Below are 19,215 nucleotides of genomic sequence, written 5' to 3' on the forward strand. Positions count from 1 at the left end.
ACATTGGATGCCGCAGCGATAATCAGTCTTTTCATTTTGGGTTCAGTCCTCGTAACCTGCAGTATTTTATTAAGTTCATTTTCGTCGCGTCTCGGCATACCTATACTTGTTATCTTCCTCGCCATCGGCATGCTTGCTGGCATCGATGGTATTGGCGGTATTCCCTTCGATAACTATCCCTTCGCCTACATGGTGAGTAACCTCGCGCTGGCGGTGATATTGCTGGATGGCGGGATGCGTACGCAGGCCAGCTCCTTTCGCGTGGCACTCGGTCCAGCGCTGTCGCTGGCGACGGTCGGTGTCCTGATCACTTCCGGTCTGACCGGCATGATGGCCGCCTGGCTGTTCCACCTGGATATCATGGAAGGGCTGCTGATCGGCGCGATCGTCGGGTCTACCGATGCCGCCGCGGTGTTTTCCCTGCTCGGCGGTAAAGGGCTGAACGAACGTGTTGGCTCAACGCTGGAGATTGAATCCGGCAGCAACGATCCGATGGCGGTGTTTCTGACCATCACGCTGATTGAGATGATTCAGCAGCATGAAACCGGCCTGAGCTGGATGTTCGCCTGGCATATTCTGCAGCAGTTTGGACTGGGGATTATCATCGGCTTAGCGGGTGGCTACCTGCTGCAACAGATGATCAACCGTATTTCCCTGCCTGCTGGCCTGTATCCTCTGCTCGCACTGAGCGGCGGTATTCTGATTTTCGCCCTGACGACCGCACTAGACGGCAGCGGCATTCTGGCTGTTTATCTCTGCGGTTTTCTGCTGGGTAATCGCCCGATACGCAACCGCCACGCGATTTTGCAAAACTTTGACGGCCTGGCGTGGCTGGCGCAAATCGGCATGTTCCTGGTGCTCGGCCTGCTGGTGACGCCGTCCGATCTGCTGCCGATTGCCATTCCGGCTCTGCTGCTTTCGGCGTGGATGATTTTCTTTGCCCGTCCGCTGTCAGTCTTTGCCGGACTGCTGCCGTTTCGCGGGTTTAATCTGCGCGAACGCATCTTCATCAGTTGGGTCGGTCTGCGCGGCGCGGTGCCGATCATTCTTGCCGTTTTCCCGATGATGGCAGGTCTGGATAACGCGCGGCTGTTCTTCAATGTCGCATTCTTCGTGGTTTTGGTGTCGCTGCTCTTCCAGGGGACGTCTCTGGGATGGGCGGCCAAAAAAGCGAAAGTGGTGGTTCCACCTGTCGGTCTACCGGTTTCACGCGTAGGGCTCGATATTCATCCAGAAAATCCGTGGGAGCAGTTTGTCTATCAGCTGAGTGCTGATAAATGGTGCGTGGGCGCGTCGCTTCGCGATCTGCATATGCCCACCGAAACGCGTATTGCCGCGCTGTTTCGTGATAATGCCCTGCTGCACCCGACTGGCAGTACCCGCCTGCGCGAGGGGGATATTCTCTGCGTAATCGGCCGTGAAACCGACCTTCCGGCGCTCGGCAAGCTGTTCAGCCAGTCGCCACCGGTGGCGCTGGATCAGCGTTTCTTCGGCGATTTTATACTGGAGGCCAGCGCGAAATTTGCCGATGTGGCTCTGATTTACGGGCTGGATGAGGGTCTGGAGTACCGCGATAAACAGCAGACGCTGGGCGAGATCGTGCAGCAACTTCTGGGCGCTGCACCCGTCGTCGGCGATCAGGTTGAATTTGCCGGGATGATCTGGACCGTCGCGGAGAAAGAAGATAACGCGGTGCGCAAAGTGGGCGTGCGCCCTACAGAGGATGAGCCTGAGTAACGTCACCTCGGCGCATTCCGATTAGAACAGACTAAAAAGGCAACCTTACGGTTGCCTTTGTTTTTGGTGGTTACACCGTCACAACAGGCACGCGCGGGGCCAGCGCTGTTAACAGTTCATATCCTACGGTGCCCGCCGCCGACGCAACGTCATCGACTTTCACCTCGTTGCCCCACAGTTCGACCGGAGAACCGATGCCTGCCTGCGGGCACGGCGTTAAGTCTATCGCCATCATATCCATTGAAATCGTACCCACGGTGCCGGTACGCACGCCGTCAATCCACACGGGCGTGCCGCTCGGCGCAAGACGCGGATAGCCGTCTGCGTAGCCCCCTGCCACAATCCCAATGCGCTGTTCGCCCGTTGAACGGTAGCGACTGCCGTAGCCCACGGTATCCCCCGCTTTCAGCGTCTGGATGCCGATGATTTCGCTGCGCAACGTCATAACCGGTTTAAGCCCGCTGTTGGCGATGTCCTGCCACTGACCGGACGGCGATGCGCCATACAGCACAATTCCCGGGCGTACCCATTGATAATGCGCTTCCGGGTGCCAGAGCGTCGCGGCGGAATTCGACAGCGAACGTGCGCAGTCTAGACCCTCTGCCGCCTGCTCAATCCGCGCCATGGCATCCGTAATGCCGTCTGGCTTTTCCGCGTCAGCGAAGTGCGCCATCAGCGTCATTTCACCGACGTTTTTGATCGCACGCAGCTGTTGCCAGACCGTGTTCACGCGTTCGGGCTGAAAGCCCAGGCGATTCATGCCGCTGTTCATTTTGAGGTAGATATCGAGCGGCGAATGCAGTTTCGCATTTTGCAGCGCCTTGATTTGCCAGTTGCTGTGCACGCTGGTGGTCAGACGATACTTATCCAGCAGCGGCAGTTCGTCGGCGTGAAAGAAGCCTTCCAGCAGCAGAATCGGGCCTTTCCAGCCGCGCTCACGCAGCAGGATCGCCTCTTCCAGATTCAGTAAGGCAAAACCATCAGTGGCGCTTAGCGCGCTCCAGATGGATTCAATACCATGGCCGTAGCCGTTGGCTTTTACAACCGACCAAACGCGGGAGCCTGGCGCAGCACGGCGGACAATCTGCAGGTTGTTTTTCAGGGCCTGCAAATCCAGCTGAGCCAGAATAGGACGGGACATGACAACTCCTTGTTAATTATGCGCGCCGTGCAAATGCTGTGGGCGAGAGGGTGTAAAACCCGACTGATAGCGCGCAGCGCTTAAATCATCGAACGGAATCGCCGGCGTACGGCCCGAAATCAAATCACTGAGCAACTGCCCCGAGCCGCAGGCCATCGTCCAGCCCAGCGTTCCGTGGCCCGTATTGGTCCATAAATTCTTAAACGGCGTGCGCCCGACAATAGGCGTGCCGTCCGGGGTCATCGGACGCAATCCGGTCCAGAAAGTGGCTTGTTCGACAAATCCTCCCCGAGGGAAGAGATCGCGCACCACCATCTCCAGGGTTTCGCGGCGCGGTTGCAGCAATTCCGTATTAAAACCGACAATTTCAGCCATGCCGCCCACGCGAATTCGGTTATCAAAGCGGGTGATGGCGATTTTGTAAGTTTCATCAAGGATAGTTGAAACTGGCGCGCCATTATCCTCTTTGACCGGGATTGTGAGCGAATACCCCTTAAGGGGGTAGACCGGAATATCCAGCAGTCCCTTCAGCATCGCTGTGGAGTAAGAGCCAAACGCCATGACGTAACTGTCGGCTTTGATCACTTCATCGCCACATTTTACGCCGTAGATTTTTCCGCCTTCGGACAGCAATTTATCGACGGGGGTGTTGTAGCGGAACGTGACGCCAGCCTGCTCGCACATCTTCGCCAGACGCTGGGTGAAAAGCTGACAGTCGCCAGTTTCATCATTGGGCAAACGCAGCCCGCCAGTCAGTTTGTGTGCCACTTCGGCCAGCGCCGGTTCAACCTGTGCCAGTTGGCTCGCGTCGAGAAGTTGGTAAGGCACTCCGGCATCTTCCAGGACTGCGATATCCCGGGTGGCGTTTTCATACTGCTGTGCGGTGCGAAACAGCTGCAGCGTGCCGCCCTGACGCCCTTCATACTCTATACCCGTTGACGCACGCAGCGTTTTCAGACAGTCGCGGCTGTACTCCGCCAGACGCACCATACGGCCTTTGTTTTCCATGTAATGGCGAGTGTCGCAGTTGCGCAACATCTGCCACATCCACTTGAGCTGAGACGGCGTGCCATCGAGGCTGATCGCCAGCGGAGCATGGCGCTGGAACATCCATTTAATGGCTTTTAACGGAACGCCGGGTGCTGCCCACGGCGCAGCGTAACCGGGGGAAATCTGCCCGGCATTCGCCGCACTGGTCTCAAGCGCTGATCCCGGCTCACGATCAATGACGGTCACCTCATGTCCAGCCTGACATAAATACCAGGCGCTGGTCACGCCAACGACTCCACTTCCCAGGACGACAACACGCATATCGGCTCCATTATGTGCAAAAGAATAATCATCTAATTACAGATTGATAACCTAGTTGAAAATATTATTCAACATACGACTTTTTTATGGTGACTTACCTCACACCTTCCCTGACAGACTGGGTGAGGGGTAATCTGGCATCTCGTGCTACGCTTTATCGTTAACCAGCAGAATGCTCTGTCGACGTGACGTTTTCTATCAGATCAGAAACGCGAAATCGTAAAGAAAACATTTCTGCGCCAGCACGTTTTTGAAAGCGTTGTTCTATGCTTGAAAGGAGGCTCTCCAGACAGAGAGAGCACCGACAACGAGGGCGCGCTAATGGCTACCATTGATTCGATGAACAAGGACAGCACACGTCTCAGCGATGGACCCGACTGGACCTTTGAATTACTCGATGTTTACCTGGCCGAGATTGACCGGGTAGCCAAACTGTATCGGCTGGATACCTACCCCCACCAGATTGAAGTGATTACCTCCGAACAGATGATGGACGCCTATTCCAGCGTCGGGATGCCTATCAACTATCCTCACTGGTCATTCGGCAAAAAATTCATTGAGACAGAGCGGCTCTACAAACATGGTCAGCAAGGGCTGGCGTATGAAATCGTTATCAACTCAAATCCGTGTATTGCCTATCTGATGGAAGAAAATACCATCACTATGCAGGCGTTGGTGATGGCGCATGCCTGTTACGGGCACAACTCCTTCTTCAAAAATAACTATTTGTTCCGCAGCTGGACCGATGCCAGTTCGATTGTCGATTATCTGATTTTCGCACGGAAATACATTACCGAGTGCGAAGAACGCTACGGCGTGGATGAAGTGGAGAAACTGCTCGACTCCTGTCATGCGCTGATGAATTACGGCGTTGATCGCTACAAACGCCCGCAAAAAATCTCTCTGCAGGAAGAAAAAGCACGGCAGAAAAGTCGTGAAGAGTATCTGCAAAGCCAGGTAAATATGCTGTGGCGCACCCTGCCGAAACGCGAAGAAGAAAAAACCGTTGCCGAAGCACGGCGTTATCCTTCCGAGCCGCAGGAGAACATTCTCTACTTTATGGAAAAAAACGCGCCGCTGCTTGAACCCTGGCAGCGTGAAATCCTGCGCATCGTGCGTAAGGTGAGCCAGTATTTCTATCCGCAGAAACAGACGCAGGTGATGAATGAGGGGTGGGCGACGTTCTGGCACTACACCATTCTCAATCATCTGTACGACGAAGGGAAAGTGACCGAGCGCTTTATGCTGGAGTTCCTGCACAGCCACACCAACGTGGTGTTCCAGCCGCCTTACAACAGCCCGTGGTATAGCGGGATTAACCCGTATGCGCTCGGGTTTGCGATGTTCCAGGACATCAAACGCATTTGTCAGTCGCCGACGGAAGAGGATAAATACTGGTTCCCGGATATTGCCGGATCAGACTGGCTGGAAACGCTGCATTTTGCGATGCGCGACTTCAAAGACGAGAGCTTTATCAGCCAGTTTATGTCGCCAAAGATTATGCGTGATTTCCGCTTCTTTACGGTGCTGGATGACGATCACAACAATTATCTCGAGATCTCAGCGATTCACAACGAAGAGGGTTACCGTGAAATCCGCTCGCGCCTGTCCTCTCAGTATAACTTGAGCAATCTGGAGCCGAATATCCAGGTCTGGAATGTGGATCTGCGCGGCGACCGCTCCTTGACGCTGCGGTATATTCCGCATAACCGTGCCCCGCTGGATAAAGGGCGCAAAGAGGTGCTCAAGCATGTTCATCGCCTGTGGGGTTTTGACGTGATGATGGAGCAACAAAACGAAGATGGTAGCGTGGAATTACTGGAACGTTGCCCGGCGCGTACTAACTCTCTCTAAAATACCGCTAAAAAAAGCCTCTCATTTGAGAGGCTTTTTACTGTTAATGTCCGTGAATCGCTAAATCGCCGGGCAGATTCTTCTGCATACGGTGCCAGATCTCCCCGCTATCACGACCGTAACGACGTACCGTTTCGTACACCTGATCGTGCATCCCCTCGGAACAGATTTCGCTGAGCTTATGATAGAAGCCGAGCGCCAGGCTGCGGGCTTCAGGATTGGCGAAATAGTGACGTCCAATGCGGGTATACAGCCCTTTCATGCCGTTGATGATCAGCCCGTAAATCGGGTTACCTGAGGCAAACGCCAGACCGCGGAAAATGTTGTAGTCCAGCGTCGCAAAGGCGTCGGCATGATCTTCAATGGCATTCGCCGTTGCCAATACTTCCAGTGCCTTATCGGGATGCTGGCGGAAGGCGGTGCGAATAAAAATGGTCGAGATGTTGGTGCGCACTGACAGCAGATTATCAATCAGCTGAGGAACACTTTCATGATCGAGGCGTGCGAGCGTTTCAAGAATATTCAGACCCGACGTTTCCCAGAAGTTGTTCACTTTGGTGGGTTTGCCGTGCTGAATGGTCAACCAGCCATCACGTGCCAGACGCTGTAACACTTCGCGTAAGGTGGTTCGTGTGACGCCAATAAGTTCAGAGAGTTCGCGTTCAGCGGGAAGAATCGTTCCAGGCGCAAAACGGTTATTCCAGATGCTTTCAATGATGTACTCTTCAGCGAAACCCGCCGGGCTTTGCGCCTTTATGACCATAGTGAGATTTCCATTACACAGCTTTAGCTAATGGACTCATCATACCAGAGGCTTGCTAAGGCAGGTAGCGCAGCGAAGACGGAAAAAAGGGATCACTGTTTCATTTTTATCAAATACCCGTCCCTGCCCGCGTGGGGCATTCACGCCGATTATGCGTATAATAATGTTTTGCTTAACTTTGGCGGGGAAGGAAGTCTGTCGTGGAAATTTCTTATGGGCGCGCCCTGTGGCGCAATTTTTTAGGCCAGTCTCCTGACTGGTACAAGCTGACGCTGCTTGCTTTTCTGATTATTAACCCGCTGGTGTTCATCTTTCAGCCGTTTATGGCCGGATGGCTGCTGGTCGCCGAGTTTATCTTTACGCTGGCGATGGCACTGAAGTGTTATCCGCTGCTGCCTGGCGGCCTGCTGGCGATTGAAGCCGTTGTCATCGGCATGACCAGCGCCGAACGGGTGAAAGACGAACTGGCGACCAACCTTGAAGTGCTCTTGCTATTGATGTTTATGGTGGCAGGGATTTACTTCATGAAGCAGTTATTACTCTTCATCTTTACCCGCCTGCTGCTGAGTATTCGCTCCAAAACGGTGCTCTCTCTCTCGTTCTGCCTGGCTGCTGCGTTTCTCTCCGCGTTCCTCGACGCCCTGACCGTGGTGGCTGTGGTGATTAGCGTCGCAATCGGATTTTACGGCATTTACCACCGCGTCGCGTCGTCCAGCAGCGATAACGATCTTCAGGATGACAGCCAGCTCGACATCAACAAGCGTGACGTTCTGGAACAATTCCGCGCATTTTTGCGCAGCCTGATGATGCATGCAGGTGTGGGGACTGCGCTGGGCGGTGTGATGACGATAGTCGGGGAGCCACAAAACCTGATTATTGCGAAAGCAGCTGGGTGGAATTTCACCGAGTTCTTTTTGCGCGTCGCGCCCGTCAGCGTGCCTGTTTTTATCTGCGGAATGCTGACCTGTTTCCTGCTCGAAAGGACAAAAACCTTCGGCTACGGCGTGCAGCTTCCTGGAGCGGTACGCGATGTGCTGCATGAGTTCGACCTGAAAAGCCGCAGCCAGCGTACCCGTCAGGAAAAGCTGGCCTTAATCGCACAAGGGATTATCGGTGCATGGCTGATCTTCGCTCTGGCATTTCATCTGGCGGAGGTGGGTTTAATCGGCCTGTCGGTGATTATTCTGGCGACGTCCTTTACGGGCGTGACTGATGAGCACGCGATCGGCAAGGCCTTTACCGAAGCGCTGCCCTTCACCGCCCTGCTGGCCGTCTTCTTTGCCATCGTGGCGGTGATTATCGACCAGCAGTTGTTCACGCCCATTATTCACTTCGTGTTGCAGGCCTCGCCAGATTCGCAGCTGTCGCTGTTTTATCTGTTTAATGGTCTGCTGTCGTCGATCTCGGATAACGTGTTTGTCGGTTCGGTGTATATCAACGAAGCGAAGACGGCTCTGGAGAGCGGTGCGATTGGCATCAACCAATTTGAGCTGCTGGCGGTGGCGATTAATACCGGGACTAACCTGCCTTCCGTCGCGACACCGAATGGTCAGGCGGCCTTTTTGTTCCTGTTAACGTCTGCTCTCGCACCACTCATTCGACTTTCCTATGGAAGAATGGTGTGGATGGCGCTGCCTTATACGGTCGTATTAACGCTGGTAGGTTTGCTGTGCGTCAAATTTACCCTAATTCCCTATACGCAATGGCTCATGCAAATAGGTATACTGGCGGCGCATTAAGTCCCTGATATCGGGCAGTTCGCTGCCCGGTTTGGCTTTCTGCATTATAAATATCCAATTACGCTTTATTTTGCCAGGAGCAGGTGGCGCATAAAACGTTTTGGTTTACACTGCGCTTTCTAAGCAAGTTCCAGGGAAATAATTATGTTGCGATATTTGAACCAGTGCTCTCGCGGTCGCGGGGCGTGGTTGTTGATGGCCCTGACCGCCTTTGCGCTGGAAATGGTAGCGCTTTGGTTCCAGCATGTGATGTTGCTGAAACCATGTGTGTTATGTATTTACGAACGTTGTGCGCTTTTCGGCATTATGGGTGCAGGGCTTGTCGGTGCAATTGCTCCGAAATCACCGCTGCGCTACGCCGGGATCGCTATCTGGTTATACAGTGCCTGGAAAGGCATTGAGCTTGCGTGGCAGCACACTGCAATGCAGCTGCATCCTTCGCCGTTCTTGACCTGTGATTTTGCCGCTCGCTTCCCAAGCTGGCTGCCACTGGACAAATGGCTGCCGCAGGTGTTCGTTGCTTCAGGTGATTGCTCCGTACGTCAGTGGGAATTCCTGACGCTGGAGATGCCGCAGTGGCTGGTGGGTATTTTTGTTGCCTACTTCGTCATAGCGCTGCTAGTGCTGATTGCCCAACCGTTCAAGCCGAAACAACGAGACTTGTTCGGTCGTTTGAAATAACCCGCCTCGGCGGGTTTTTTTATGCCCGCTTGGGATGATTCAGAATATGATCTTCCCAGTCCTGCACTTCAGATTCTTTCACCGCTATATGTCGAACCGAAATACGCTCGCCATGCATCGCCACTTTTGAACCGGTGAGCAGCGGATGCCAGGTCGGTAACCCTTTCCCCTCGGCCAGCAGACGATATGCGCAGGTATGCGGCAACCATTCAAACGTGGGGAGATTATCGCGCGTCAGCTTGATACAATCAGGCTCGTACTCAAAACGACGCTCATAGTTACGGCACTGGCAGGTTTTGATATTCAACTGCTTGCACGCGACGTTGGTAAAATAGATTTCGTCGGAGTCTTCATCCATCAACTTATGTAGGCAGCATTGTCCGCAGCCGTCACACAGCGATTCCCACTCCCCGTCGGTCATTTCGTCGAGAGTTTTGCTTTGCCAGAAAAGGATTTCGCTCATAAGGATGATGTCCACACGTCAACAGAAAGCGCACCTTATAACGAGTCTGGCACGTGGATGCAAGTTTTGCCGCCGATTAAAGGCGGCAAAAGGATTTTACAGCACGCGGGTTTTAACAGACTGGCCGTTAAATTCGATGTCGAGTTCATCGCCACTGCTAAGCGGACCAACCCCTTCCGGCGTGCCGGTGAGAATGACATCGCCCGGTTTAAGGGTGAAGTAGCGGCTCATGTAGGCGATGAGCGGCAGGATTTTATGGATCATATCGGCCGTATTACCCTGCTGGCGGATATCGCCGTTCACTTTCAAGCTGAGCGACGTATTCTGCGGATCAGCTTTAAAGTCAGCCGTCGGGATAAAACCGGAAATCGGGCAAGAATTATCAAATCCTTTGGCCTTTTCCCATGGCTGCCCGGCTTTCTTCATTTTGCCCTGCACATCGCGAAGCGTCAGATCCAGCGCAATGCCGTATCCCGCAATCGCTTTCTGCACATGCTCTTCTGAAGCCTGGCGCAGCGTCGCGCCAATCAGCACGGCCAGTTCAACTTCATGATGAACCGACCCCAGTCCCTGCGGCAACGCCAGCGGCTGGCGAATATCACACAGCGCGGTTTCGGGTTTAATAAATAAAACCGGTTCGTCTGGCACGGCACTGCCCATTTCCTGAATGTGCTTCGCATAATTACTGCCAACACAAACGACTTTGCTCACAGGATAATCCAGTAATGCGCCTTGCCAGTTATGATGCTGATACATGCTCATCCCCTAAACGGTTGATATATCGTCCTCGGATTTCTCCGGCGTTAATTTTTCCCTTCGCCTTCGAGATGCTGTTTTAATAAATTCTCAGGCGGTGGCGGAAGCTGTAAATAATAGCCCTGATCTTTCAATGCGGTTTTGACTTTTTCCAGATCGGCGTTGACCAGCTGCTTGCGCCCGTCCAACGGCAACAGCATCGCCAACTGTGGCGTGCCGAACCCTTTCATTAATTCTTCAGGCACACGGGAAAAATCATCTCTCTTTTCGACATAAAGATAGGTCTGGTCGCGTTTAGCACTTCGATAGATCACACAAAACATGTTTTTACTCTGAATTAACGGGTGGTTGCTTGCCTCAATATACCAGTGACTATAACATGCCTGATACTCTTCGGAATATCGCGGCGAATGTGCTGCGATTAACAGCAAATTGAGTAAGGCCAGGATGTCAAACACGCCCATCGAGCTTAAAGGCAGTAGCTTCACCTTATCAGTGGTTCATTTGCATGATGCAAAACCCGAGGTTATTCGTCAGGCGTTAGAAGACAAAATCGCAGAGGCCCCTGCTTTTCTAAAACACGCCCCCGTGGTGGTGAACGTCAGTGGTCTGGATGCGCCGGTAAACTGGCAGCATCTTCAGCAGGCGGTTTCATCCACCGGTCTGCGGATTGTGGGCATCAGTGGCTGTAAAGATGCCCAATTAAAAAATGAAATTGAGCGCGCGGGCCTTCCCCTTCTGAATGAAGGGAAAGAAAAAACGGCGCGTTCTGCGCCAAAAGAAGCCCCAACACCCCCGCCGCAAACGCAAACTGTAACCTCAGTCACAAAAACGCGAATGATTGATGTGCCGGTTCGTTCCGGTCAGCGCATTTATGCACCAAACTGTGATCTGATTGTGACAAGCCACGTTAGCGCTGGCGCAGAGCTTATCGCCGATGGCAATATCCATGTCTACGGCATGATGCGAGGCCGCGCGCTGGCAGGTGCCAGTGGCGATCGGGATGCGCAAATTTTTTGTACCCATCTGACGGCGGAACTGGTTTCCATCGCAGGTGAATATTGGCTGAGCGATAAAATCCCAGCTGAATTTTATGGCAAAGCGGCCCGTCTGTTACTGGCAGAGAACGCTTTGACTGTTCAACCGTTGAATTGATCCCTTTTAACAAGGAATTTCTATGGCACGCATTATTGTTGTGACTTCGGGTAAAGGAGGCGTTGGCAAGACCACCTCCAGCGCGGCCATCGCTACTGGTTTGGCCCAGAAGGGAAAGAAAACCGTTGTTATCGATTTCGATATCGGCCTGCGTAATCTGGATTTGATTATGGGCTGCGAGCGTCGCGTGGTGTATGACTTCGTCAACGTTATTCAAGGCGACGCCACGTTAAATCAGGCGATGATTAAAGATAAGCGCACCGAGAACCTCTTTATCCTGCCTGCTTCTCAGACGCGTGATAAAGACGCTCTGACTCGCGAAGGCGTTGAAAAAGTCCTCGAAGAATTGAAGAAAATGGAATTCGATTTCGTTGTCTGTGATTCCCCTGCAGGTATCGAAACCGGTGCGTTGATGGCGCTCTACTTCGCTGATGAAGCGATCATCACCACTAACCCTGAAGTGTCGTCCGTGCGTGACTCTGACCGAATCCTGGGAATCCTGGCGTCCAAATCCCGCCGTGCGGAAAATGGTCAGGAACCCATCAAAGAACACCTGCTGCTGACCCGTTATAATCCGGGTCGTGTCAACAAAGGTGACATGCTTAGCATGGAAGACGTACTCGAGATCCTGCGTATCAAACTGCTGGGCGTGATTCCGGAAGATCAGTCCGTATTGCGCGCCTCTAACCAGGGTGAGCCTGTGATCCTCGACATCATGGCAGACGCGGGTAAAGCCTACGCTGATACCGTTGACCGTCTGTTGGGAGAAGAACGTCCTTTCCGCTTCATTGAAGAAGAGAAGAAAGGTTTCCTCAAACGCCTGTTCGGAGGATAAGTTATGGCATTACTGGACTTTTTTCTCTCGCGGAAAAAAAGCACCGCTAACATCGCAAAAGAGCGACTGCAAATTATCGTCGCGGAGCGTCGCCGTAGCGATGCAGAACCGCACTATTTGCCGCAGCTGCGCAAAGACATTCTGGAAGTGATTTGTAAGTACGTGCAGATCGACCCGGAAATGGTCACCGTGCAGCTTGAGCAAAAGGACGGGGATATTTCGATTCTGGAGTTGAACGTCACGCTGCCAGAAGCAGAAGAGTCGCGTCCCTAGACGTGTGACGGATAATTAACCCCGGCGTCGCGTCGCGTGCCGGGGTTATCATTTCTTAACGCGGATAGCCTTCCAGCAGCACTTTCAGTCGATCGGCCATCAAATCACCACGCCAGCCCGCCATCATTTCCGGCAGGCCATTTTGCGTTTTCAGCTTCCAGTGCCAGTTCAGCAGTTGGTTAATCTGACGACGTGACGCCAGCAGTTCAGGACTCACTTTCTTTTCCGTCCCCACTTCCAGCACCAGCGCTTTGATATCTTTGAACGCCTTACGATAGCCAGGCACATCCATCAGATTTAACAGCGGTTCAGGCAGTTGGTCTTCTGGCAGCTGTTGCGCTTGCGCGACCAACGCCAATAAGGTTTTCCCGTGGAAACGGATCTCACTTCCGGACAAGCCAATGCTGTCCAGTTCACCCATGCTGCCCGGCATATAGCGCGCCACAGCCCAGAGGTGCTCTTCGCGAACCACAAAGTTCACGGCCAAATCGCGCTCACGCGCCTTACGCAGACGCCAGTCGGCCAGCAGTTGCAGACAGGCAAGCTGACGGGTGCGCAGCTGCCAGGCGTTGGTGATATCGCGCCAGGCATCTTTCGGATCAACCGTTTCCTGACGGCGCTGCTGAGTCATTCGGCACTCATTCAGCGCCGCATCAAGCCAACCGGCGGCCTCAGCCTCTTTCATCAGCTGACCGGCGATAGGCAGCAGATAGAAAACGTCGGCGGCAGCATAATCAAGCTGACGTTCAGTCAGGGGGCGCGCCAGCCAGTCGGTGCGCGATTCGCTCTTGTCGAGCGCAATGCCGGTGTACTCTTCAACCATCGCGGCAAAACCCCAGGAGAGCGGGCGGCCCGAGAATGCGGCCAGAATTTGCGTATCGATTAAGGGTTCCGGCATGATGCCAAAGGTGTTGAGAAACACTTCCAGATCTTCACTGCCCGCATGCAGATATTTGGTGATGGCCGTATTGAGCAGCAGTTCACGCATCGGCGACCAGTCGGTGATGCCGAGAGGGTCGATGAGAGACACATTCTTGCCATCGTACATCTGGATCAAACCTAACTGCGGATAGTAGGTCCGCGTGCGGACAAACTCGGTATCCAGAGCGATGGCGGGAAAGTCGCGGGTGACATCGCACAGCGTTGCCAGTGCGTCGTTGGTTGTGATCATCTGGTAATTCAAAACGGTTTCTCTTAGGTTTGCGCCCATAAAAAACGCCGGCTAAACCGGCGTCTCATGGCGACTTACTCGAAGCTTAGGCTTTATTGTCCACTTTGGCGCGCGCTTCGTCACGTAATTCTCGTCGTAATATCTTCCCGACGTTCGATTTTGGTAGTTCATCGCGGAACTCGACCAGCTTCGGCACTTTATATCCGGTGAGCTGACGGCGGCAGAAGGTGATGAGTTCATCTTCGGTCAGTGAGGATTCTTTCTTAACCACGAAAATCTTCACCGTCTCGCCGCTGCTCCCCGCAGGAACGCCAACGGCAGCCACTTCCAGCACTCCGGTGTGCTGCATGACGACATCTTCAATTTCGTTGGGATAGACGTTGAAGCCGGAGACGAGAATCATGTCTTTCTTACGATCGACGATACGTAAGAATCCATCGTCATCCATCACCGCAATATCACCGGTATGTAGCCAGCCGTCTTTCATGATTTCATCAGTGGCGTCAGGTCGCTGCCAGTAGCCCAGCATCACCTGAGGACCTTTGACGCACAGTTCGCCCGGTTCCCCGTGCGCAACTTCGTTATCTTCGTCATCGACCAGCTTGGCTTCCGTTGAGGGAACCGGCAGACCGATGCTTCCGCTGTGGTAATCAATATCATGCGGATTCACGCTGACTAATGGCGCGCATTCCGTCAGGCCGTAGCCTTCAAGCAGGTATTGGCCCGTGAGTTTTACCCAGCGTTCGGCCACGGCTTGCTGAACCGGCATCCCGCCGCCCGCCGAAAGATGAAGGGTAGAAAAATCGAGCTGCTGGAACTCTTTATTATTTAATAGCGCATTAAAGAGCGTATTCACGCCCGTCATCGCCGTAAACGGATATTTCGCCAGCTCTTTAACCAGGCCTGGAATATCACGTGGGTTGGTGATTAACAGGTTTTGTCCGCCCAGTTCGATAAACAGCAGGCAGTTCATGGTCAGCGCAAAAATGTGATACAGCGGCAATGCCGTGACCACCAGCTCTTTGCCACGATGCAGCAGCGGGCCATAGGTCGCATTCACCTGCTCAAGATTGGCCAGCATATTGCGATGCGTCAGCATGGCACCTTTCGCCACGCCGGTCGTCCCGCCGGTGTATTGCAGGAACGCCAGATCTTCTGGCACCACGTCTGGCTTCACGTACTGCATACGGTAGCCGTTGTGCAGCGCGCGGCGGAAAGAAATCGCGTCCGGGAGATGGTATTTCGGGACCAGACGCTTAACGTATTTGACGACGAAGTTAACCAGCGTACCTTTGGCCGTCGAAAGCTGATCGCCCATGCGCGTCAGGATAACGTGGCGGATCTGCGTTTTTTCGACCACTTTTTCCAGGGTGTGGGCAAAGTTGGAGACAATGACAATCGCCGCTGCACCGCTGTCGTTCAACTGGTGTTCCAGCTCGCGTGGTGTATAGAGCGGGTTGACGTTGACCACGATCATGCCCGCACGCAGAATTCCAAAAAGTGCCACCGGATACTGAAGCAGGTTTGGCATCATCAACGCGACGCGATCCCCTTTCTTCAGCCCTAAGCCTTCCTGCAGGTAAGCCGCAAACGCCCGGCTACGTTCTTCCAGTTTGCGGAAGGTCATCACTTCGCCCATGTTCACAAACGCAGGCTGATCGGCGTAGCGCGTGACGGAATTTTCAAATAATTCAACCAGGGATTGATAACGGTCAGGATTGATCTCCGCAGGAACATCTGCGGGATAACGGTTTAGCCAAACCTTCTTCAATGCATCACCTCTGAAATGAGCGTTCGTCGTCATCACAACCCCGATAATAAACAGTTCGTTAACATTATATTAACTCAGCGTACCAGTTTATTAATTGTTCAGATTTAAGGTTGCGAAGCGCGTCACTCTTTTTTTTGTGTTATCGCCGTAAAAAACAGAGACAGCGGCTGAGCCGCTGTCTCTTATCTAATAATAACAATGAGTTATTCTGTAACGATGGTCTGTACCTGCGCCGGACCTGGGTTATACCAGCCCCATCCACCGTAGCCGTAACGGTAGGGATGCGGACCCCAGAACCAGGGATCGATCGGTTGCGGCGGCAGCATAACCTGCTGCGTGACGCGCCAGCGTTTATAGCCGTTCGCCTGCATCGTCATAAATTTGTACGGCGTGCTGCCGATTTTGCCTTGAACCGCGCCGGTGATTGGCCCGACAACCGTGACCAGCTGTCCACGGAAATCAACCGGATCGAGGAAACCATTCACATCAGCGTAAATACGCCCACGGGAGGCTTCTCCCAGCACGGGCCGTGCGCCGCTATCCAGCGGAACCGTTGCAATCTCGAGCCGGGTTTTGCCCTGCTGATTGATAATCTCAACCACTTTCCCGCCAAAACGCGCTTCCTGCCCGACGTACAGTTCAGGGGCATTCATCACTCGCACCAGATCTTGCTGCGGCGTTGGGCTGGTTCCTTTGATCGCGTCAGGGACGGTCACACAACCACTCAACGCCACGGCAATCGCGCTCGCCATAATCAGACGTACAACTTTCTTTTGAACCGCCATGATGCGACTCCCTTTTCTCAGCTCTTATTACTGAGATTCACGCTCTGCCTGGAAGTTTCTTCCAGGCGACTTCATTTCGCAAATAAACTGGCTCAGCCTGTTCAACTGCAACGGTTTTTCCCGCAGCAAAGTGCTGACACGCGATCGGCAGCATATCTTCTGCCGAAGGCAGCAACATGTTGCCATCGACCAACGTCAGGCCACTTTCGTTGGCCATGTCCGGCCAGGCTGGCCATCCCGTTCCCACAGTAGCCCAATCGCCAGAAAGAAGTTTCAACCGCTCGCCAACGGCTTCCGGTTTGAGCACGCATTCGGTCTCTTCACCGTGCCAGATACCCTGCTCATCGCGGGTGTATTCCGCCCAGTAGACTTCACCCATGCGCGCGTCAATAGCCGCCAGCACACGCGTTGCGCCAGTTTTTCGGAAAGCGCCTTGCGCCATAGTGGCAAGCGTTGATACGCCGATCATCGGAAGATTCGCGCCCAGCGCCAGGCCCTGCGCAATGCCGATGCCGATGCGCACGCCGGTGAAGCTGCCTGGCCCACGGCCAAACGCCAGCGCGTCAAGTTCAGTTAAGGAGGTGTTACCCTGGTTCAAAATGTCTTTTACCAGCGGCAGAATACGTTGGGTATGTTCCCGGGGGCACTCTTCAAAATGGGCAAAGAGGTTACCGTTATCCCAGAGGGCGGCAGAACACGCCTCTGTTGCGGTATCAATAGCCAGAATTCGCATGGGTCTCGCGCTCTCGCAGTGGTCAGTCAGAAAATGGCGCGCATCTTAGCACACTCCACGGCGAATTACTCCGCCGTTGGATTCGCCAGGAAACGCACGGCACGATTGATGTCGCGGGTGCGTGGCGCGGGCGGCAAACTCGCCAGAAACGTCGCGCCGTATGGACGCATCACCAGACGGTTGTCGCAAATAACCAGCACGCCGCGGTCATCGATATCACGAATCAGACGTCCAACGCCCTGTTTCAGGGTGATCACCGCATCCGGCAACTGCACGTCATCAAACGGGTCGCCGCCACGTAGACGGCAATCTTCCATGCGCGCTTTGAGCAGCGGGTCGTCAGGAGAGGTGAACGGTAATTTGTCGATAATGACCAGCGACAGCGCATCGCCGCGCACGTCCACCCCTTCCCAGAAGCTGCTGGTCGCCACCAGCAATGCGTTACCGGCGGTGACGAACTGCTGCAGAAGTTGGCCTTTGCTGGTTTCTCCCTGTAACAGGACAGGCAGCGTCATCGTGGCGCGAAACTGTTCCGCCAGGTCGCGCATCATCGCGTGCGACGTGCACAGCATAAAGCAGCGGCCGTTGTTGGCTTCGATCATCGGCTTAAGCATCGCCGCCAGATGCCGCGCTGCGCCCGGTTGATTGGGCAGCGGTAAATTACGTGGGACGCACAGCAACGCCTGCGTTTCGTAATCAAACGGGCTGGGCAGCAACAGTGATTCTGTGTTTTCAATGCCCAGACGTTCGGTGAAGTGATGGAGATCGTCATTCACCGACAGCGTGGCGGAGGTGAAAATCCAGCTGCCCGGTTTCTGGGCCATCACTTCTTTGAATTTATCCGCCACGGTCAGCGGCGTCAGAGCGAGCGTGAACTGGCGAGCGGTGCATTCGTACCAGTAGCTAAAACCGGGCTGGTTGGTCTCTTTCAGGCGTTTCAGACGCGTGCGATAGAGCGTGGCGCGTTCAAATGCCGCATCCAGCAAGGCGCTGCGGCCAAGCGATAGTTTAGCCACGTCGTAGCACAACTCCAGCGCGTCATCGAGAAGCAACAGCGCGCGTTGAATATTGCTGTCCGCCAGCAGTTCCCGCAGATTACCGCGAAAACCCGGCTCACCGAGTTGCAGGCGGAAATCCTGCGCGCTTTGCGCGAGACGATCGGCGCATTTCTGCAACTGCTGGGTATCCCGTAATTCGGTGCGGTAGGCAATGGTGAAATCTTTAGCCAGATCCTGCAACTGACGGCTGGACAGCGACTGACCGAAATACTGGCTGGCGATATCCGGTAACTGATGCGCTTCATCAAAGATCATCACTTCCGCTTCGGGGATCAGCTCGCCAAAGCCGCTGTCTTTAACCACCATATCCGCCAGGAATAAGTGGTGGTTAACCACCACCACGTCGGCGTCCATCGCGGTTTTACGCGCTTTGACGACAAAACAATCTTTATACACTGGGCAGTCGCTGCCAAGGCAGTTATCGTTGGTGCTGGTGACCAACGGCCACGCCTGAGAATCTTCCGCGACGCTCGCACAAGTGCTGATGTCCCCGTCGGTGGTTTGATTCGCCCACGCGCGCAGAATAATCACGTCGCTGAGGGTTTGTACCGGCAGGTCACCGCCAGCAAGAGCTTGCGCTTCGAGGCGCTCCAGACAGAGATAGTTTGAGCGGCCTTTTAGCAGCGCCAGACGGCCTTTGTATTTCAGGGCCTTGGCCACCGTCGGCAAATCGCGACTGTAGAGCTGATCCTGCAACGCTTTCGAGCCGGTAGAGATGATCACTTTCTTTTTTGCACGCAACGCCGGCGCGAGATAGGCATACGTTTTGCCCGTGCCGGTTCCCGCCTCAACTACCAGGGGCTGGGTGTTTTGAATGGCGCGGGTTACCGCTTCCGCCATGTGCCGTTGTGGCTCACGCGGCTTGAAACCGGGAATCGCCTGCGCTAACTGGCCTTCTGCTGCAAAATCGTCTGCCACGTTTCTCTCTCACTGTATTTTTGCACAGGGATTATGTCAGCCTGCTCTCTTCTGTGCCAGTCGAAATAGTG

18 protein-coding genes are annotated in these 19,215 nt (G+C 54.0%); 7 read left to right on the plus strand and 11 right to left on the minus strand.

The window, feature by feature from the left end:
- Positions 1-3 precede the first annotated feature (3 nt).
- On the plus strand, positions 4-1,737 hold the full coding sequence (locus AC07RN_RS16255) for a potassium/proton antiporter (RefSeq protein WP_012017744.1): 1,734 nt from the start codon (positions 4-6) through the stop codon (positions 1,735-1,737).
- A 70-nt stretch (positions 1,738-1,807) separates the two neighbouring features.
- On the opposite strand, the gene dadX is transcribed toward AC07RN_RS16255, so the two are convergent.
- Both dadX and AC07RN_RS16265 read right to left on the minus strand, forming a co-directional pair.
- The gene (gene dadX / locus AC07RN_RS16260) at positions 1,808-2,878 is read right to left on the minus strand and encodes a catabolic alanine racemase DadX (RefSeq protein ID WP_449554120.1); all 1,071 of its coding nucleotides are present in this window, start codon (positions 2,876-2,878) and stop codon (positions 1,808-1,810) included.
- 12 nt (positions 2,879-2,890) lie between these two features.
- Entirely contained in the window at positions 2,891-4,189 is a 1,299-nt protein-coding gene (locus tag AC07RN_RS16265) for a D-amino acid dehydrogenase (RefSeq protein ID WP_407439830.1), read from the minus strand.
- A 321-nt stretch (positions 4,190-4,510) separates the two neighbouring features.
- On the opposite strand from AC07RN_RS16265, the gene AC07RN_RS16270 reads away from it, so the two are divergent.
- Positions 4,511-6,043 carry a SpoVR family protein gene (locus tag AC07RN_RS16270; protein ID WP_012017747.1) on the plus strand — a complete coding sequence of 511 codons (1,533 nt, stop codon included), beginning with the start codon at positions 4,511-4,513 and terminating at the stop codon, positions 6,041-6,043.
- Positions 6,044-6,086: 43 nt separating this feature from the next.
- Here the strand turns inward: AC07RN_RS16270 and fadR are convergent, their stop codons facing one another.
- Entirely contained in the window at positions 6,087-6,806 is a 720-nt protein-coding gene (gene fadR / locus AC07RN_RS16275) for a fatty acid metabolism transcriptional regulator FadR (RefSeq protein WP_012017748.1), read from the minus strand.
- Between the two features lie 200 nt (positions 6,807-7,006).
- On the opposite strand from fadR, the gene nhaB reads away from it, so the two are divergent.
- On the plus strand, positions 7,007-8,545 hold the full coding sequence (gene nhaB / locus AC07RN_RS16280) for a sodium/proton antiporter NhaB (RefSeq protein WP_478336829.1): 1,539 nt from the start codon (positions 7,007-7,009) through the stop codon (positions 8,543-8,545).
- A gap of 144 nt (positions 8,546-8,689) precedes the next feature.
- Entirely contained in the window at positions 8,690-9,226 is a 537-nt protein-coding gene (dsbB, locus tag AC07RN_RS16285; protein ID WP_012017750.1) for a disulfide bond formation protein DsbB, read from the plus strand.
- A gap of 19 nt (positions 9,227-9,245) precedes the next feature.
- On the opposite strand, the gene AC07RN_RS16290 is transcribed toward dsbB, so the two are convergent.
- The 3 genes from AC07RN_RS16290 to AC07RN_RS16300 all read right to left on the minus strand — a co-directional run bounded on the left by AC07RN_RS16290 (position 9,246) and on the right by AC07RN_RS16300 (position 10,768).
- Positions 9,246-9,689: a YcgN family cysteine cluster protein gene (locus tag AC07RN_RS16290; protein ID WP_478336830.1), complete on the minus strand. Its 444-nt coding sequence runs from the start codon at positions 9,687-9,689 to the stop codon at positions 9,246-9,248.
- 96 nt (positions 9,690-9,785) lie between these two features.
- Entirely contained in the window at positions 9,786-10,445 is a 660-nt protein-coding gene (locus AC07RN_RS16295; RefSeq protein ID WP_012017752.1) for a fumarylacetoacetate hydrolase family protein, read from the minus strand.
- Between the two features lie 47 nt (positions 10,446-10,492).
- Positions 10,493-10,768: a YcgL domain-containing protein gene (locus tag AC07RN_RS16300; RefSeq protein WP_049759449.1), complete on the minus strand. Its 276-nt coding sequence runs from the start codon at positions 10,766-10,768 to the stop codon at positions 10,493-10,495.
- Positions 10,769-10,892: 124 nt separating this feature from the next.
- Here AC07RN_RS16300 and minC point away from each other — a divergent pair, with 124 nt between their 5' ends.
- The 3 genes from minC to minE are packed head-to-tail and all read left to right on the plus strand — an operon-like array spanning position 10,893 to position 12,708.
- Positions 10,893-11,600 carry a septum site-determining protein MinC gene (gene minC, locus AC07RN_RS16305; RefSeq protein WP_478336831.1) on the plus strand — a complete coding sequence of 236 codons (708 nt, stop codon included), beginning with the start codon at positions 10,893-10,895 and terminating at the stop codon, positions 11,598-11,600.
- Positions 11,601-11,622: 22 nt separating this feature from the next.
- A complete protein-coding gene (gene minD, locus AC07RN_RS16310) occupies positions 11,623-12,435 on the plus strand; it encodes a septum site-determining protein MinD (protein WP_012017755.1) in 813 nt (270 codons plus the stop codon).
- A gap of 3 nt (positions 12,436-12,438) precedes the next feature.
- Complete coding sequence (minE, locus tag AC07RN_RS16315) at positions 12,439-12,708, plus strand: cell division topological specificity factor MinE (RefSeq protein ID WP_010432714.1); 270 nt, start codon at positions 12,439-12,441, stop codon at positions 12,706-12,708.
- Between the two features lie 55 nt (positions 12,709-12,763).
- On the opposite strand, the gene rnd is transcribed toward minE, so the two are convergent.
- The 5 genes from rnd to AC07RN_RS16340 all read right to left on the minus strand — a co-directional run bounded on the left by rnd (position 12,764) and on the right by AC07RN_RS16340 (position 19,144).
- The gene (gene rnd, locus AC07RN_RS16320) at positions 12,764-13,891 is read right to left on the minus strand and encodes a ribonuclease D (protein WP_478336875.1); all 1,128 of its coding nucleotides are present in this window, start codon (positions 13,889-13,891) and stop codon (positions 12,764-12,766) included.
- A gap of 73 nt (positions 13,892-13,964) precedes the next feature.
- Positions 13,965-15,650: a long-chain-fatty-acid--CoA ligase FadD gene (gene fadD, locus AC07RN_RS16325; protein ID WP_478336832.1), complete on the minus strand. Its 1,686-nt coding sequence runs from the start codon at positions 15,648-15,650 to the stop codon at positions 13,965-13,967.
- Between the two features lie 203 nt (positions 15,651-15,853).
- Positions 15,854-16,435 carry a Slp family lipoprotein gene (locus AC07RN_RS16330; protein WP_478336833.1) on the minus strand — a complete coding sequence of 194 codons (582 nt, stop codon included), beginning with the start codon at positions 16,433-16,435 and terminating at the stop codon, positions 15,854-15,856.
- A gap of 37 nt (positions 16,436-16,472) precedes the next feature.
- Positions 16,473-17,168 carry a tRNA (adenosine(37)-N6)-threonylcarbamoyltransferase complex dimerization subunit type 1 TsaB gene (gene tsaB, locus AC07RN_RS16335; RefSeq protein WP_478336834.1) on the minus strand — a complete coding sequence of 232 codons (696 nt, stop codon included), beginning with the start codon at positions 17,166-17,168 and terminating at the stop codon, positions 16,473-16,475.
- A gap of 65 nt (positions 17,169-17,233) precedes the next feature.
- A complete protein-coding gene (locus AC07RN_RS16340) occupies positions 17,234-19,144 on the minus strand; it encodes a DNA repair helicase YoaA (RefSeq protein ID WP_133630054.1) in 1,911 nt (636 codons plus the stop codon).
- Positions 19,145-19,215: the final 71 nt, after the last annotated feature.

Source organism: Lelliottia sp. GFLA7 (assembly GCF_056490165.1).

Bases quoted from the DNA above. Each gene is read 5' to 3' on its own strand.
- AC07RN_RS16295 (WP_012017752.1), bottom strand. From the start codon at position 10,445: ATGTATCAGCATCATAACTGGCAAGGCGCATTACTGGATTATCCTGTG.
- AC07RN_RS16290 (WP_478336830.1), bottom strand. From the start codon at position 9,689: ATGAGCGAAATCCTTTTCTGGCAAAGCAAAACTCTCGACGAAATGACC.
- AC07RN_RS16330 (WP_478336833.1), bottom strand. From the start codon at position 16,435: ATGGCGGTTCAAAAGAAAGTTGTACGTCTGATTATGGCGAGCGCGATT.
- minC (WP_478336831.1), top strand. From the start codon at position 10,893: ATGTCAAACACGCCCATCGAGCTTAAAGGCAGTAGCTTCACCTTATCA.
- AC07RN_RS16300 (WP_049759449.1), bottom strand. From the start codon at position 10,768: ATGTTTTGTGTGATCTATCGAAGTGCTAAACGCGACCAGACCTATCTT.
- minD (WP_012017755.1), top strand. From the start codon at position 11,623: ATGGCACGCATTATTGTTGTGACTTCGGGTAAAGGAGGCGTTGGCAAG.
- tsaB (WP_478336834.1), bottom strand. From the start codon at position 17,168: ATGCGAATTCTGGCTATTGATACCGCAACAGAGGCGTGTTCTGCCGCC.
- minE (WP_010432714.1), top strand. From the start codon at position 12,439: ATGGCATTACTGGACTTTTTTCTCTCGCGGAAAAAAAGCACCGCTAAC.
- dadX (WP_449554120.1), bottom strand. From the start codon at position 2,878: ATGTCCCGTCCTATTCTGGCTCAGCTGGATTTGCAGGCCCTGAAAAAC.
- AC07RN_RS16265 (WP_407439830.1), bottom strand. From the start codon at position 4,189: ATGCGTGTTGTCGTCCTGGGAAGTGGAGTCGTTGGCGTGACCAGCGCC.
- dsbB (WP_012017750.1), top strand. From the start codon at position 8,690: ATGTTGCGATATTTGAACCAGTGCTCTCGCGGTCGCGGGGCGTGGTTG.
- AC07RN_RS16270 (WP_012017747.1), top strand. From the start codon at position 4,511: ATGGCTACCATTGATTCGATGAACAAGGACAGCACACGTCTCAGCGAT.
- fadR (WP_012017748.1), bottom strand. From the start codon at position 6,806: ATGGTCATAAAGGCGCAAAGCCCGGCGGGTTTCGCTGAAGAGTACATC.